13 protein-coding genes are annotated in these 15,079 nt (G+C 71.2%); 10 read left to right on the top strand and 3 right to left on the bottom strand.

Annotation, left to right across the window (positions count from 1 at the left end; genetic code table 11):
- Nucleotides 1-211 precede the first annotated feature (211 nt).
- The 10 genes from glpD to G407_RS0115815 all read left to right on the top strand — a co-directional run bounded on the left by glpD (nt 212) and on the right by G407_RS0115815 (nt 11,517).
- Nucleotides 212-1,744 (top strand): glycerol-3-phosphate dehydrogenase, encoded by a 1,533-nt coding sequence (gene glpD, locus G407_RS0115770; protein ID WP_029031592.1) that lies wholly within the window; start codon nt 212-214, stop codon nt 1,742-1,744.
- A 17-nt stretch (nt 1,745-1,761) separates the two neighbouring features.
- Nucleotides 1,762-2,850 (top strand): ABC transporter ATP-binding protein, encoded by a 1,089-nt coding sequence (locus G407_RS0115775; RefSeq protein WP_029031593.1) that lies wholly within the window; start codon nt 1,762-1,764, stop codon nt 2,848-2,850.
- An 11-nt stretch (nt 2,851-2,861) separates the two neighbouring features.
- Entirely contained in the window at nt 2,862-3,956 is a 1,095-nt protein-coding gene (locus G407_RS0115780) for an ABC transporter ATP-binding protein (RefSeq protein ID WP_029031594.1), read from the top strand.
- The gene (locus G407_RS0115785; protein WP_029031595.1) at nt 3,956-4,828 is read left to right on the top strand and encodes a carbohydrate ABC transporter permease; all 873 of its coding nucleotides are present in this window, start codon (nt 3,956-3,958) and stop codon (nt 4,826-4,828) included. The genes G407_RS0115780 and G407_RS0115785 overlap by 1 nt, the downstream gene beginning before the upstream one ends.
- Nucleotides 4,829-4,920: 92 nt before the next feature.
- Entirely contained in the window at nt 4,921-5,697 is a 777-nt protein-coding gene (locus G407_RS0115790; protein WP_245259101.1) for a carbohydrate ABC transporter permease, read from the top strand.
- Nucleotides 5,698-5,709: 12 nt separating this feature from the next.
- Nucleotides 5,710-5,982, top strand: a complete 273-nt coding sequence (locus G407_RS0115795; protein ID WP_029031597.1) for a DUF2160 domain-containing protein — start codon at nt 5,710-5,712, stop codon at nt 5,980-5,982.
- Between the two features lie 75 nt (nt 5,983-6,057).
- Nucleotides 6,058-7,770: an ABC transporter substrate-binding protein gene (locus tag G407_RS0115800; protein WP_029031598.1), complete on the top strand. Its 1,713-nt coding sequence runs from the start codon at nt 6,058-6,060 to the stop codon at nt 7,768-7,770.
- Between the two features lie 267 nt (nt 7,771-8,037).
- A complete protein-coding gene (locus tag G407_RS0115805; protein WP_029031599.1) occupies nt 8,038-9,189 on the top strand; it encodes an iron-containing alcohol dehydrogenase in 1,152 nt (383 codons plus the stop codon).
- 69 nt (nt 9,190-9,258) lie between these two features.
- Nucleotides 9,259-10,428, top strand: coding sequence for a PQQ-dependent sugar dehydrogenase (locus G407_RS28080; RefSeq protein WP_084327567.1), 1,170 nt, complete (start codon nt 9,259-9,261; stop codon nt 10,426-10,428).
- Between the two features lie 99 nt (nt 10,429-10,527).
- Nucleotides 10,528-11,517, top strand: a complete 990-nt coding sequence (locus tag G407_RS0115815) for an SDR family oxidoreductase (protein WP_043539957.1) — start codon at nt 10,528-10,530, stop codon at nt 11,515-11,517.
- Nucleotides 11,518-11,526: 9 nt separating this feature from the next.
- Here G407_RS0115815 and murJ read toward each other — a convergent pair whose 3' ends face one another.
- The 3 genes from murJ to G407_RS0115830 form a co-directional block, all read right to left on the bottom strand.
- On the bottom strand, nt 11,527-13,053 hold the full coding sequence (gene murJ, locus G407_RS0115820) for a murein biosynthesis integral membrane protein MurJ (RefSeq protein WP_029031601.1): 1,527 nt from the start codon (nt 13,051-13,053) through the stop codon (nt 11,527-11,529).
- Nucleotides 13,054-13,116: 63 nt separating this feature from the next.
- Nucleotides 13,117-13,872, bottom strand: coding sequence for a class I SAM-dependent methyltransferase (locus G407_RS0115825; protein ID WP_029031602.1), 756 nt, complete (start codon nt 13,870-13,872; stop codon nt 13,117-13,119).
- A 122-nt stretch (nt 13,873-13,994) separates the two neighbouring features.
- The gene (locus G407_RS0115830; RefSeq protein WP_029031603.1) at nt 13,995-15,047 is read right to left on the bottom strand and encodes a DUF3137 domain-containing protein; all 1,053 of its coding nucleotides are present in this window, start codon (nt 15,045-15,047) and stop codon (nt 13,995-13,997) included.
- Between the last annotated feature and the right edge of the window lie 32 nt (nt 15,048-15,079).

Genomic DNA, 15,079 nt, shown 5'->3' on the forward strand with positions numbered 1-15,079 from the left:
CGCGGACCGTGGCAGGACGCGCGGCGAAAGGCAACGCGCATGGCCCGCGCATCCGCGAAAGCGCCGGCGCGCGCTCCGCTGCCCCGGATGCGTCGCGGGAGGCGATTTCACGCGCGAACGCAGTCGATACGAAAATTTGCGAAAATAACGGTTGACTCACCGAAGCCGAGACGCGACGCTCAGCGAAAATAAGCGAGAGGGACGGAACGTCGTGTCGGAGGAAGCCGGAGGCCGCGAGGCCTTCGATCTGTTCATCATCGGTGGAGGCGTGAACGGCTGCGGCATCGCCCGCGATGCGGCCGGCCGGGGCCTCTCGGTCGCGCTCGCGGAGATGAACGATCTCGCGTCGGCGACATCGTCGGCCTCGACGAAGCTCTTCCACGGTGGGCTGCGCTATCTCGAGTACTACGAGTTCCGCTTGGTGCGGGAATCGCTGATCGAGCGCGAGACGCTGCTGCGCGCCATGCCGCACATCTCCTGGCCGCTGCGCTTCGTGCTGCCGCACCATCGCGGCCTGCGTCCGGCCTGGCTCCTGCGGCTCGGCCTGTTCATCTACGACCACCTGGGCGGCAGGAAGGTCCTGCCCGCCACGCGCTCTCTCGACCTCGCCCGCGATCCGGCGGGCGCGCCGCTCAAGGACGACTTCGCGCGGGGCTTCGAGTATTCCGACTGCTGGGTCGAGGACAGCCGCCTCGTCGTGCTCAACGCCCGGGACGCGGAGGCGCGCGGGGCGCGCATCCTGCCGCGCGCCAAGGTCGTCTCGGCGCGCCGCGAGGGCGGCCTGTGGACGATCGACATCGCCCACGCCGACGGGCGGCGGGAGACGGCGCGGGCGAAGGCGCTCGTCAACGCCGGCGGGCCGTGGGTCGCGGACGTGATCGCGGGCGTGCTCGGCATCAACTCGTCCGAGAAGGTGCGCCTCGTGCGCGGCAGCCACATCGTCACGAAGCGGCTGTTCGAGCACGACCGCTGCTACATCTTCCAGGGCGGCGACGGGCGCATCGTCTTCGCCATTCCCTACGAGACCGACTTCACGCTGATCGGCACGACCGACCGCGACCACGAGGGCGGGCCGGGCGAGGCGAAGGCGACGGACGCCGAGATCGACTATCTCTGCGGCTTCGTCTCGGAATACCTGAAGACGCCCATCGGCCGCTCGGACGTGGTCTGGACCTATTCCGGCGTGCGCCCGCTCTACGACGACGGTGCGAAGTCCGCCACGGCCGCGACGCGCGACTACGTGCTCTCGCTCGACGAGAACGGCCCGCCGCTGCTCAATGTCTTCGGCGGCAAGATCACGACCTACCGTCGCCTGGCGGAATCGGCGATGGCCAAGATCGCCCGCTTCTTCCCGCAGGCGTCCGGCCCGTGGACGGCCGGCGTGCCGCTGCCGGGCGGGGACTTCCCCGTCGACGGATTCGAGCGGCTCGTCGCCGATCTCGCGCGCGACTATCCCTTCCTCGGGCCGTTCTGGGCGCACCGGCTGGTGCGCGCATACGGCACGCAGGCGCGCGACGTGCTCGGCGACGCGACGCGCGCGGAGGATCTCGGACGCGCCTTCGGCGCGACGCTGACCGAGCGCGAGATCGTCTGGCTGATGGAGCGCGAGTACGCCGCGCGCGCCGAGGACGTGATCTGGCGGCGCACGAAGCTCGGGCTGCGGCTGACCCGCGAGGAGGCGCAGGCGCTCGACGCCTTCATGCGCGATCGCGGGACGGCGGTTCGCAGCCTGGCGGCGGAATGACGGGAGGCAACACGCGCATGACGCTCGTGCTCGACAACGTGTCCAAGGTGGTCGACGGACGCACCCACATCTACCCGACGTCGCTGACGCTCGAGAAGGGGACGATGAACGTGCTGCTCGGGCCGACGCTCGCCGGCAAGACCTCGCTCATGCGCCTGATGGCCGGCCTCGACAAGCCGGCGACCGGCCGCATCGTCTGGAACGGCGAGGACGTCACGGACCGGCGCGTGCAGGACCGCAACGTCGCCATGGTCTACCAGCAGTTCGTGAACTATCCCACCCTGTCCGTGTGGGAGAACATCGCCTCCCCGCTGAAGGTCGCCCGTCGCCCGAGGGCGGAGATCGACGCCGCGGTGAAGAAGACGGCGGCCCTGATGAAGCTCGACGGGCTGCTCGACCGCAAGCCGCTCGAGCTCTCGGGGGGCCAGCAGCAGCGCTGCGCGCTCGCCCGTGCGCTCGTGAAGGACGCGGGCCTCGTGCTGCTCGACGAGCCGCTCGCCAACCTCGACTACAAGCTGCGCGAGGAGCTGCGCGCGGAGATCCCGCGCATCTTCGAGGAATCGGGCGCGATCTTCGTCTACGCCACGACCGAGCCCGAGGAGGCGCTGCTGCTGGGCGGCAACACGGCGACGCTCTGGGAGGGTCGCGTCACCCAGTTCGGCCGCACGCCGGACGTCTACCGTCGCCCGGCCGACGCGGTGACGGCGCGGGTGTTCTCCGATCCGCCGATGAACTTCCTCAAGATCGCCAAGGCGGGCGACCGGCTCCTGTTCGGCGAGGGCCAGAGCGTGCCGGCGCTGGGCGCGCTCGGCGCACTGAAGGACGGGCGCTATCTCGCCGGCTTTCGGCCGAACCATCTCGAGCTCGAGCCGCCCCATCCGGGCTGCCTCGCCTTCCCGGCGGTGCTCTCGGAGACCGAGATCACCGGCTCGGAGACCTACGTCCACATCGATCACGGCGGTGAGCGGTGGGTCGGCCTCGTTCACGGGGTACGGGCGCTCGAGCACGGGCGGGCGCTGACGGTGCATGTCGACCCCGCCCACGTCTACGTCTTCGAGGAGGACGGCGCGCTCGCCGCACCCGCCTCCTACGCGCTCGCGGCTTGAGGAGGCGCAAGGTGGCCCGCATCCATCTCTCGAACCTCGCCCATTCCTACTCCGGCACGCCGCGATCGGAAGCCGATTACGCATTGAAGCGTCTCGACCTCGTCTGGGACGACGGCTCCGCCTATGCGCTGCTCGGCCCGTCGGGCTGCGGGAAGACGACGCTGCTCAACATCATCTCCGGGCTGATCATCCCCTCGGAGGGACAGATCCTGTTCGGCGAGGAGGACGTGACGCAGCTGCCGACGGCCGCGCGCAACATCGCCCAGGTGTTCCAGTTCCCCGTCGTCTACGACACGATGACGGTGCGCGAGAACCTCGCCTTCCCGCTCGTGAACCGCGGCGCCGACCGCGACTACGTGCGCCGGCGCGTCGAGCAGATCGCCGACATGATCGGCATGGCGGACGTGCTCGATCGCGCGGCGCGGCGGCTCACGGCGGACGCCAAGCAGAAGATCTCGCTGGGCCGCGGCATGGTGCGCGAGGACGTCAACGCCATCCTGTTCGACGAGCCGCTCACCGTCATCGACCCGCACATGAAGTGGGAGCTGCGCACGCAGCTCAAGGCGCTCCATCGCGAGTTCGGGCACACGATGATCTACGTGACGCACGACCAGACCGAGGCGCTCACGTTCGCCGACAAGGTCGTCGTCATGTACGACGGCCAGGTCGTGCAGACGGGCACGCCGGCGGAGCTGTTCGAGCGCCCGGCGCACACCTTCGTCGGCTACTTCATCGGCTCGCCGGGGATGAACGTGATCCCGGCGCGCGTCGAGGGGACGTCCGCGCACGTCGAGGGCGTCGAGATCCCGCTCGACGCCTCCTACCCCGCCCTCTCGGGCAAGGTCGAGATCGGCGTCCGCCCGGAATTCCTCACCCTGTCGAAGGACGGCCCGGGACTGCCGGTGCGGGTGCGGCGGATCGAGGACGTGGGGCGCCACCGCATCGTGCGGCTCGAGTTCTTCGGGCGCGAGATCAACGTCGTCGTGCCGGAGGGCCGCCCGGTCTCGCAGGAGATGAACCGCGTCGTCTTCGACCCCGCGCGGGTCGGTGTCTACGTCGAGGATCGCCTCGTCGAGGGGCGCATGCTGCAAGGGCGGGCCGCGTGATGGACAAGACCGTCAACCAAAAGGCCTGGTTCCTGGTCCTGCCGGTCCTGGTGCTCGTCGCCTTCTCGGCCGTCATCCCGCTGATGACGGTGGTGAACTACTCGTTCCAGGACACGTTCGGCCAGAACGTGTTCTTCTGGGCCGGTTTCGAGTGGTTCGAGCAGGTGCTCGCCTCCGAGCGCATCCGCGACGCGCTCGGCCGCCAGATCCTGTTCTCGGCCATCATCCTCGCCATCGAGGTGCCGCTCGGGATCCTGGTCGCGCTGTGCATGCCGAGGAAGGGGATCTGGGTCTCGGTCTGCCTCGTCCTGATGGCGCTGCCGCTGCTCATCCCGTGGAACGTGGTCGGCACGATCTGGCAGGTCTTCGCGCGCGTCGACATCGGGCTGCTCGGCCGCACGCTCTCGGAGCTCGGGATCGACTACAACTACACGCAGGATGCGCTCGACGCCTGGATCACCATCATCGTGATGGACGTCTGGCACTGGACCTCGCTCGTGGCGCTGCTCGCCTATGCCGGCCTCGTCTCGATCCCCTCGGCCTACTACCAGGCCGCCAAGATCGACCAGGCGAGCCGCTGGAAGGTGTTCCGCTACATCGAGCTGCCGAAGATGCAGGGCGTGCTGCTCATCGCGATCCTGCTGCGCTTCATGGACAGCTTCATGATCTATACCGAGCCCTTCGTCCTCACCGGCGGCGGCCCCGGAAACGCGACGACGTTCCTGTCGATCGACCTGGTGAAGACCGCCATCGGCCAGTTCGACCTCGGTCCCGCGGCAGCGTTCTCGCTGATCTACTTCCTCGTGATCCTGTTGATCTCGTGGGTCTTCTATACGGTGATGGTCAACCTCGACAAGAAGGAGGGCGTGTGATGGCGCAGGCCGCTGTCGTCCGGGCCCAGGGCGCGACGCTCGCGCGCACCAGCGCCGCCGCCGGGCCGCGCGTGAAGACGTCCGCCGTCGTCATGACGCTGTACCTCGTCTTCCTGCTCCTGCCGATCTACTGGCTCTTCAACATGAGCCTGAAGGACAACAGCGAGATCCTCTCGTCCTTCTCGCTGTGGCCGCAGGAACCGACGCTGGACAATTACCGCACGATCCTCACCGACGCGTCCTGGTACATGGGCTACGTCAACTCGATGATCTACGTGGTGATGAACACGGTCATCTCGGTGACGGTGGCGCTGCCCGCGGCCTACGCCTTCAGCCGCTACCGCTTCATGGGCGACAAGCACCTGTTCTTCTGGCTGCTGACGAACCGCATGGCGCCGCCGGCCGTGTTCGCCCTGCCCTTCTTCCAGCTCTACTCGGCGGTGGGGCTGTTCGATACCCACATCGCGGTGGCGCTCGCGCATTGCCTCTTCAACGTGCCGCTCGCGGTGTGGATCCTGGAGGGCTTCATGCGCGGCGTGCCCAAGGAGATCGACGAGACGGCCTATATCGACGGCTACTCGTTCCCGCGCTTCTTCGTGAAGATCTTCATGCCGCTGATCGCGAGCGGCATCGGGGTGGCCGCGTTCTTCGCCTTCATGTTCTCCTGGGTCGAGCTCTTGCTGTCCCGCACGCTCACCTCGGTCGACGCCAAGCCCATCGCCGCGACCATGACCCGCACGGTCTCGGCGTCGGGCCTCGACTGGGGCGTGCTCGCCGCGGCGGGAATCCTGACCATCGTGCCGGGCGCGCTCGTGATCTGGTTCGTCCGCAACTACATCGCCAAGGGCTTCGCGCTCGGCCGCGTCTGAGGAGGAACTTCCATGGACTGGATGGCCTGGACCTGGCCCACCGCGATCTTCTTCATGGTCATCGGCGCGCTCCTCGTGACGATGACGATCATCGCCGCGCTCCGTCCGGAGACGCCGCGGGTCGGGATCCTGCGCATCGAGACGACGCGCGGCGACCGGCTCTTCATCAGCCTTCTCGGGTCGGCCTTCATCTCGCTGGCCTGGCTCGGAATGTTCGGCCCGCCCCTGTGGGGTGCGCTGATCGCCTGCCTGATCTACGCCGCGGCGGTCTTCCGCTTCGTCTGATCGGGTCTGCAACCTGCCGGCTGCACGCCAGGAGCCGGCGGCTCTCTCAACGACAACGGTTCGGGAGGACCACGAATGCGCAAGTACCTGACGACATCGGTCGCCGCGGCGGCCCTCTTCGCGATGGCGACGCCCGCCTTCGCGGACATGGAGGCCGCCCGCGGCTTCCTCGATGCCGAGATCGGCGATCTCTCCAGCCTCTCCCGCGAGGAGCAGGAAGCGGAGATGCAATGGTTCATCGACGCGGCAGAGCAGTTCCGCGGCATGGACATCCGCGTCGTGTCGGAGACCATCACGACCCACGAGTACGAGAGCCAGGTGCTCGCGCCGGCGTTCTCGGCCATCACCGGCATCAACGTCACGCACGACCTGATCGGCGAGGGCGACGTGATCGAGCGTCTGCAGACGCAGATGCAGACCGGCGAGAACATCTACGACATGTACGTCAACGATTCCGACCTGATCGGGACGCACTGGCGCTACCAGCAGGTCCGCAACCTCACCGACTGGATGGCGAACGAGGCCGCGGACGTCACCAACCCGAACCTCGACATCGAGGACTTCGTCGGCATCAGCTTCACCACCGGGCCGGACGGCAAGGTCTACCAGCTGCCGATCCAGCAGTTCGCGAACCTCTACTGGTTCCGATACGACTGGTTCACCGATCCGGAGATCATGGCCGCCTTCAAGGAGGAGTACGGCTACGACCTCGGCGTGCCGGTGAACTGGTCGGCCTACGAGGACATCGCCGAGTTCTTCACCGGCCGCGAGATCGACGGCCGCACCGTGTTCGGCCACATGGACTACGGCCGCAAGGACCCGTCGCTGGGCTGGCGCTTCACCGACGCCTGGCTCTCCATGGCCGGCGCCGGCGACAAGGGCATCCCCAACGGCCTGCCCGTGGACGAGTGGGGCATCCGCGTCGACGAGAACTCCCGTCCGGTCGGCTCCTGCGTCGCCCGCGGCGGCGCGACCAACGGCCCGGCCGCCGTCTACTCGGTCGAGCGTTACGTCGACTGGCTGCAGAACTTCGCGCCCCCGGCCGCCGCCGGCATGACCTTCTCCGAGGCGGGCCCGGTCCCGGCCCAGGGCGAGATCGCGCAGCAGATCTTCTGGTACACCGCCTTCACCGCCGACATGGTCGCCGAGGGCCTGCCGGTCGTGAACGAGGACGGCACGCCCAAGTGGCGCATGGCCCCCTCGCCCCGCGGCGCCTACTGGGAAGAGGGCATGAAGCTCGGCTACCAGGACGCCGGCTCGGTGACGCTGATGAAGTCGACGCCGGAGGATCGCGCCAAGGCCGCCTGGCTCTACGCGCAGTTCATCGCCTCGAAGACCGTGGACGTGAAGAAGTCGCACGTCGGCCTCACCTTCGTGCGTGAATCGACCATCCAGCACGAGAGCTTCACCGAGCGCGCCCCGATGCTCGGCGGGCTCGTCGAGTTCTATCGCTCGCCCGCGCGCGTGCAGTGGACCCCGACGGGCACCAACGTGCCGGACTACCCGCGTCTCGCGCAGCTCTGGTGGCAGGCGATCGGCGACGCGTCGTCGGGCGCGACCAGCGCCCAGCAGGCGATGGACAACCTGTGCGCCGAGCAGGAGCAGGTGCTCTCGCGTCTCGAGCGCGCCGGCGTGCTGGGCGATCTCGGCCCGGTGCTGAACGAGGAGCGCGACCCGCAGTACTGGCTCGACCAGCCCGGCGCGCCCAAGCCGGCCCTCGAGAACGAGGACCCGCAGCCGATCACGATCGGCTACGACGAGCTGATCCAGAGCTGGCAGAACAACTGAGCCGGAAGGCTTGCGAAAAGGGGGCGGGGCCGCGAGGTCCCGCCTCTTCGTCATCCCGGGTCCCGAAGGGAGCCCGGGACCCAGAACCACAGGTGTTCTGCTCAGCGTGCGCGGGAGCGCGCGCGTCCACGAACGCCGCGGGACCCGTCCCCGCCGCGGCGCCGGCGCGCCGCTCGATCGGCACCTGCGGTTCTGTCATCCCGGATTGCGAAGCAAGTCCGGGATGACAGAACCGCGTCATGACCGAACCTCCCGAGAAGCGCCCCGATGCCCCTCCCCTCATTCACCTTCGGCCCCTCCGGCCAGATCGTCTTCGGCCGTGGCCGCGCGGCGGAGGCGCCGGGGCTCGTGGCCGCGATGGCGCGCCGCGTCGTGCTCGTGCACGGGCGCGACTCGGCGCGAGCCGGCTGGCTCCACGAGGGCCTCGTGGCGTGCGGTGTCGCCGTCACGGCGCTCGGCTGCCCCGGCGAGCCGACGTTGCCGCTGCTGGAGGACGCGCTCGAGACCGCCCGCGCTTTCGCCCCCGACGCCGTCGTCGCCATCGGCGGCGGGGCCGCGATCGACCTCGGCAAGGCGCTCGCGGCGCTGATCCCCCAGGAGACGGCACCGCTCGACCACCTCGAGGTCGTCGGCCGAGGCCTGCCGCTGGGGCGCGCGCCCCTCCCCTGCATCGCCCTTCCGACCACCGCCGGCACCGGTGCGGAGGTGACGAAGAACGCCGTCGTCGGCGTGCCGGAGCACCGCCGCAAGGTGAGCCTGCGCGATGCGCGCATGGTGCCGCGCCTCGCCATCGTCGACCCGGCGCTCACCGACGGCCTCCCCCGCGCCCCGACGCTGGCGTCGGGCCTCGACGCACTGACCCAGGTGATCGAGCCCTATCTCAGCGCACGCGCGAACCCCTTCACCGACGCGCTCTGCCGCGCCGCGATCCCGCTGGCGCTGCCGGCGCTGGCGCGGCTGATGGAGGCCGAGGACGCGGACGCCCGCGACGCCATGGCGTTCGTGAGCCTGTGCGGCGGCCTCGCGCTCGCCCATGCCGGCCTCGGCGTCGTCCACGGCCTCGCCGGGCCGATCGGCGGGCTGGCCGACGCGCCCCACGGCGCCGTCTGCGGCGCGCTGCTGCCGCACGCGCTCGAGGCCCTCGACGCCGCGGCCGCGCCCGGATCGGAGCTCGCGCGGCGCCTCGCCGAGGTGCGTCCCGATCTCGCGCCGGCGCTCGGCGTTTCGCCCGAGGAGACGCCGCGCGCGCTGGCCGCCTTCTCCGCCCGCCACGGCCTGCCGGGCCTCGCAGCGCTCGGCGTCGATCCCGCCGACCACGAGACCCTCGCCGAGATGGCGGAGACGTCGTCCTCGATGAAGGCGAGCGCGATCGCCTTCGACGCGCCCGCCCTCGTCGCCGTGCTGCGCGCGGCGGCCTGACGCGCGCCGGCCTCGGAACGGCGCGCGCAGGCGTCGGTTCTCCCGCGACACGCATCGCGAGGAGATCCCATGCGCACGCACCGTCCCCCGAGAGTTCCGCTCGCAGCGACGACGGCCCTCGTCGCAGGCGCGCTCGCCGCCGGCGCCGCCCCGGCGCAGGAGCCGACCTTCCCGACCATCGCCGAGGTCGAGACGCTCTCCACCGACGCCGGCCCGATCGCGGTCGAGCGGATCGCGGAGGGGCTCGTGCACCCGTGGGGCATGGCCTTCCTGCCGGACGGGCGGCTTCTCGTCACCGAGCGGCCGGGCCGCCTGCGCATCCTCGCCACCGACGGCACGCTGTCCGAGCCGATCGAAGGCGTGCCGGAGGTGTTCGCGCAGGGCCAGGGCGGGCTGCTCGATGTGGCGCTCGACCCCGATTTCGCCGAGAACGACCTGGTCTGGCTCAGCTTCGCCGATCCCGCCGCCGGCGGCGCCGCCACGGCGCTCGGCCGCGGGCGGCTCGTCGAGGGCCGGATCGCGGGGTTCGAGACGATCTTCCGCCAGGAGCCGGCGACGTCCGGCGAGAACCACTTCGGCAGCCGCATCGTCTTCACGCCCGACGGCCACGTCTTCCTCGCAATGGCCGAACGCTTCGAGTTCGAGCCGGCGCAGGACCTGTCGAACACGCTCGGCACCATCGTGCGCCTGAACCGCGACGGCTCGATCCCGCAGGACAACCCCTTCGTCGGCGACCCGAACGCCGAGGACGCGATCTGGTCGTACGGCCACCGCAACATCCAGGCCGCGGCGCTGCATCCGGACACCGGCGAACTCTGGGTGGCCGAGATGGGCCCGATGGGCGGCGACGAGCTCAACCAGCCGGAGGCGGGCCGCAACTACGGCTGGCCCGTCGTGAGCTGGGGCCGGCACTACGACGGCCGTGACATCCCCGATCCGCCGACGCATCCGGACTTCGCCGACGCGGCCCTGCAATGGACCCCGGTGATCGCGCCCGCGGGCATGATCTTCTACACGGGCGACCTCTACGAGGCGTGGCGGGGGGACGCGCTGATCGGTGGCCTCGTCTCGCAGGGTCTGGTGCGCGTCGACTTCGAGGACGGGGAGGCGCGCGAGGAGGCGGAGCGCATCCCGCTGGGTACGCGCGTCCGCGACGTCGTGCAGGGCCCGGACGGGCGCGTCTTCGTCCTCTCCGACCAGCAGGACGGCGCCGTCCTGCGGCTCTCTCCGGTCGAGTGAGCGAACGCGCCGCGCGACCGCGGGCCGGAACCCGCGGCGCGCTCCCGCATTCGCGCCCCGCGTCGATGGGCCGGGAGCGATTTCCAGGCAGGAGGCATCATGAGCGACGAGACCACGTTTCGCGAGAACGCCGCACGCGTGGCGCAGGAATACCGCGCGATTCAGGAGCGCATCGACCGGGCTGACCGGACGGGGCAGAGCGGAAGCGCCGGCCGCGAGGGCCCCATGCAGGCGGGCGCACGGCCCTATCCCGAGCTGCCCTATGCGAAGACGCATCAGGACAAGCCGGGCTCCGAGGCCGACCTCGACCCGCGCCCGCTCTACGATGCGCCGTTCTACAGGGGCTCGGGCAAGCTCGACGGAATGGCGACGATCGTCACGGGTGGCGATTCCGGCATCGGCCGCTCCGTCGCCGTGCTCTTCGCCCGCGAGGGCGCCGACGTCACGGTCGTCCACCTCGCCGAGGACGAGGACGCCGAGGAGACGCGCCGCGCCGTCGAGGCCGAGGGCCGGCGCTGCCTCGTCCTGTCCGGCGACGTCTCGGACGAAGCCTTCTGCCGCTTCGCCGTCGCGCGCACCCTGGAGGCCTTCGGCCGGCTCGACGTGCTCGTCAACAACGCCGCCTTCCAGGAGCACGCCATGGCGCTGGAGGACATCTCGGAGGAGCACTTCGACCGCACCATGCGCACGAACCTGCGCGGCTACTTCAACATGACGAAGGCCGCCGTGCCGCACCTGCCCTACGGCGGGTCGATCGTGAACACGGGCTCGGTCACCGGCATCATGGGCAACAAGACGCTGCTCGACTACTCGATGACCAAGGGCGGCATCCATTCCTTCACCCGGGCGCTGGCGAGCCAGCTCCTGCCCCGCGGAATCCGCGCGAACGTGGTGGCGCCCGGGCCCGTCTGGACACCGCTCAACCCCGCGGACGCCCCGGCCGACATCGTCGAGAATTTCGGCGGCGGATCGCCCATGGGCCGCCCCGCACAGCCCGAGGAGCTGGCGCCGGCCTACGTCTTCCTCGCCTCGCCGCAGACGGCGAGCTACATCACGGGCGAGATCCTGCCCGTCGTCGGCGGCTATTGAGGCCGCCGATCAGCGCCGCGCGAGCCGGACGCGGGCGAGCTTGAGGCCCACGAGCACGAGCGCGCCGTAGACGAGCGCGCCCGCGCCGGCGAGGAGGAGGAGGTGCGTCTCCGCCTCGAGCGACGGAAGTCGTGCGGCCAGCGTGCCGGCGGGCTCGCGCAGCGCCAGGACCGCGCCCGCGAGCGCGAGCGCGCCGGCGAGGCTCACCGCCACGGTCTTGCCGAGCATGGCGTCCGGCGCCGTCCAGCGCCGGCGTCGCGCGAGGACGAACAGGAGCCCGACGTTCACCCAGGCGCCGATCGCCGTGGCGACCGCGAGGCCCGGTGCGCCGAGGGGCTCGGTCAGCACGATCTTGAAGGCGACGTTGACCGCGACGCCCGTCAGCGAGGCGAGGACCGGCGTCGCCGTGTCCGAGCGCGCGTGGAAGCTCGCGAGCCCCGCCCGGATCAGCACGACCGCGGGGAGCGCCGTCGCATAGGCCGCGAGCACCGCGCCGGCCGCGGCGGCGTCGGCCGCCGTGAAGGCGCCGCGCCCGAACAGGGCGTACATGATGAGGTCGGGCACCGCCACGAAGGCCGCCGCCGCCGGCAGCGCCAGCACCAGAACGAGGCCGACCGCGCGGTTCTGCGAGCGGTGCGCGCCCGCGACGTCTCCCTCGGCGATGCGCCGGCTCATCTCCGGCAGGAGCACGGTGCCCGCCGCGATGCCGATCACGCCGACGGGGAGCTGGTAGAGCCGGTCGGCGTAGTAGAGCGACGACACCGCGCCCGCCGGCAGCAGCGAGGCGATGATCGTGTCGGCGAACATGGCGATCTGGACGCCGGCCGAGCCGACCAGCGCGGGACCGAGCGTCTTGAAGAACTTGCGGACATCCGGGTCGAGCGTCGGGCGGGCGAGCTTCGGGGCGATGCCCCGCGCGGCGGCGTCCCACCACACGAGCAGGAGCTCGAGCACGCCCGCCACCGCGACGCCCCAGGCGGCGGCGTGACCGGCGCTCGGGAAGAAGCCCGCGAGCAGCAGCCCCGCGACGAGGGAGACGTTCAGCAGGATCGGCGCCCCCGCCGCCGCCGCGAAGCGGTCGTGCGCGTTCAGAACCGCCGAGAGCAGCGTCACCAGCGTGACGAAGAGGAGGTAGGGAAAGGTGATGCGCGTGAGCGTCACCGTCAGGTCGAAGCGGCCGGGATCGTCGACGAAGCCCGGCGCGAGCAGGCCGACGAGCTGCGGCATGAAGGCGAGCGCCGCCGCCAGCACGAGAAGCTGGACCGCGAGCACGAGCGCCGTGATCCGCCCCGCGAAGATCCGCGCGTCCCCGTCTCCCCGCGCCGCGCGCGCCTGGGCATAGGTCGGGATGAAGGCGGCGTTGAAGGCGCCCTCGCCGAAGATGGCGCGGAAATGGTTGGGCAGGCGCAGCGCGACCACGAAGGCGTCGGTGACCGGTCCGGCGCCCAGCACGGCCGCCATCGTCACGTCCCGCGCGAAGCCGGTCACGCGCGAGAGCAGGGTCCATCCGCCGACGGAGACGATCTTCTTGAGCATGGTCGGTCCGCGCTGCCTCGGGCGCTTCGCTCTAGCGCGGCGGCGCGCGCCTGTCATGCGTCCTCACGGCAGGCGACCGAGCCGCAGCGCGATGGGCCAGCACACCGCCTTCGGCTCCGACGGATCGCCCCAGGCCTGCGCCAGCCGCTCCCGGAACACCTCGATCGGCGCCTCTCCCTGGGCGCGGCGCAGCCCGGCGAGGGCGGACCAGGTGGCGACGTAGCCGAGGAAGGCCTCGAGCGGCCAGCGCACGCGGATCGCGAGCGGCTCGTATGCGATCTCCGGGAACGGGAAGGGCAGCGACGCGTATCCGGCCTCGACGTGGGCGCGCTCCGCCGGCCAGTACGGGCCTGCCACGTTCCCGTAGAAATCGCGGACGACCGCGTCCGCCGCCGCATCCTCCGGCAGGTCGAGCGTCGCGTAGGTCACGAGCGCGATCGCCGCGCCCGGCCGGGCGACGCGGCGGGCCTCGGCGTAGAAGGCGTCGAGCGCGAACCAGTGCGCCGCCTGCGCGGCGACGACGAGATCGGCCGTGCCGGGCGCGACGCCGGTCGCCTCCGCGGGCGCGCAGCGATAGGCGATGCGCGGATGCGCCGTCGCGCGTGCGATCTGCTCGGCGCTGGCATCGACGCCCACCACCCGCTCGAACCGCTCGGCGAGAAGCGCGGTGAGCTGCCCGCTGCCGCAGCCGACGTCGAGGGCGAGCCCCGTCGCGGGCGACACGTCCGCCAGCATGCGCGCCAGCTCCGGCGGGTAGGTCGGCCTGCAGCGCGCATAGTCCGCGGAGGTGCCCGAGAAGTGATCCTTGAACGCGGGCATGCTTCGCCTCCGAATCGAGCCGCCACGCTAGCGCCGGGGCAGCGCGCGGGCCAACCGGACGCGAGCGGATGCGTGCGGAAGCTCGCCGACGGGCGGCCCGCCGACTCCCTGTCGTCGCCAAGCTACGCCGACCTGATGGAGGTGCTCTCCTGGCGCCTCGTCCCGGCGCCCGGCTCGGAGTCGCCGTAGAAGCGGTCGACGAGCCGCAGCGGAAAGCTCATCTCGGCGAGGCTGCGGTGCAGGTGCGGCTCGATCGCGGCCAGGCTCTCGCCCACCGGCCCGACGGAGACGAGCCGCAGGCCCGCGACCGCCAGATGGAAGCGATTTCCCACGAAGGCGCCGCCGAGCCCCCGCCGCCGGCCGTCGGGCTCGGCTCCCTCGGCGACGGCGACGAGCGCGTCGAGAAAGGGGCCGTTCAGCCAGGCGCGCGCGGCCGCGGGATCCTGCGCGTACGCCTCGAAGGCGGCCTCGAAGCCCGGGTGGTCGATCTCGACCCGCGCGAGCCGGCCGCGCAGGCTCCTGAGGAGCCCGCCTACCGCGTTGAGCACGCGCCCGTTGTCCTGCGCGATGACGATCGCGCCGGGCGCCGGCCGCGGCGTCGAGAGCGTCGCGACCACGCCCTGGAACACGGTCTCGTGCCGCGTGCGGCTCTTGCCGTCCGAATCGGTGTCGCGCCGGCGCTCGCTGAGGCCGAGCTCGCAGGCGCGAATCTCGACGTCGCGGTGGCGGCCGGCGACCCCGTCCGCCCAGCTCGCACGATCGTAGGGCGGCAGCAGGTCGAGTTCGCGCAGCGGCGCGAAGTCCGGCCGCTCGTCGGCGGCGGGATCGTAGCGCAGTCCGAGGAAGCCGGCGAGGTGCGGCATCAGCTCGGCCTTCACCCGCGCGGCGAAGTCGTCCTGCCCGAGGCTGGCGACGAGGATCGCGGCGGCGAGCCCGCCGAAGGCGACGAACGCGGCCAGTACGAGCCGCAGGTCCCAGTCGATCGGCAGCGCGGCCGTGAGCCCGAACCCGGCGAGGGCCACCGCACCGACGATCCGCAGGCGTCTCGTCCGCCGCCCGAGGATGGCGAGACGCTCGCGCTCGAGCTTCGGCAGGAGGGGCGCGATCTCACGCGCGAAGACCTCCGCGAAGCCGCGCTCCCACGGCGCGCTCTCGGTGAAGGGCTCGATGTGCATGGCGTGCGCACCTCCGCTGCCGTTCTCGACCG

The sequence above is a fragment of the Salinarimonas rosea DSM 21201 genome (genome assembly GCF_000429045.1).
GTDB classification, from domain to species: domain Bacteria; phylum Pseudomonadota; class Alphaproteobacteria; order Rhizobiales; family Beijerinckiaceae; genus Salinarimonas; species Salinarimonas rosea.